General features: G+C 62.6%; 1 protein-coding gene. It reads left to right on the forward strand.

Features of this window, described 5'->3' with window-relative positions:
- Window positions 1-935 (forward strand): RNB domain-containing ribonuclease (locus EOC06_RS37900; protein ID WP_128310151.1); only part of this gene is annotated, 935 nt, incomplete at both ends.

Here is a 935-nt window from a genome sequence, read left to right on the forward strand (position 1 = left end):
AGCTCAGGCACTCCTTCCATCGCATCATGATGAAGTCGGCGGCAAAGCTCGCCTACCAACAGGCTCAGGCGGCAATCGACGGCGCGCCGGACGACAAGACAGGTCCGATCCTCAAAACCGTGCTGAAGCCACTGTGGGACGCCTATGCGATCCTCAAGCGTGGCCGCGACGGCCGCCAGCCGCTCGAACTCGATCTGCCGGAGCGCAAGATCGTGCTCAAGCCGGACGGCACCGTCGATCGCGTCATCGTGCCGGAACGGCTCGATGCCCACAAGCTCATCGAAGAATTCATGATCCAGGCCAATGTTGCAGCGGCCGAGACGCTGGAGGCGAAGAAGCAGGAACTGGTCTACCGCGTCCATGACGCGCCATCACTGGCCAAACAGGAATCGCTGCGCGAGTTCCTGCAGACGCTTGGCCTGTCGCTGGCCCGCGGCGCGCAGATGCAGCCGAGCCAGTTCAACGGCATCCTGGAGCGTGTGCGCGGCGCCGACAATGAAGGCCTGGTCAACGAAGTGGTGCTGCGCTCGCAGAGCCAGGCCGAATACTCGCCCAAGAACATCGGCCATTTCGGTCTCAACCTGAGGCGCTACGCCCATTTCACCTCGCCGATCCGCCGCTATGCCGATTTGATCGTGCATCGTGGACTTATTGCCGCACTCGGATTGGGTCCGGGCGGACTGACGCAGGACGAAGCGGCACGGCTCGAAGATGTCGCCGTGCTGATTTCCGGCACGGAACGCCGCGCAATGGCGGCCGAGCGGGACACGGTCGACCGTCTGATCGCCGCCTACCTTGCCGAACGCGTCGACGACCGGTTCGATGCCCGCATCTCCGGCGTCACCAAGTCAGGACTATTTGTCCAATTGCCGCAGTACGGCGCGGATGGTTTCATCCCGGTGTCAACTCTGGGCGGCGATTACTATATATACGAT

It is taken from the genome of Mesorhizobium sp. M7A.F.Ca.MR.362.00.0.0 (genome assembly GCF_004023175.1).
Lineage (GTDB): Bacteria > Pseudomonadota > Alphaproteobacteria > Rhizobiales > Rhizobiaceae > Mesorhizobium.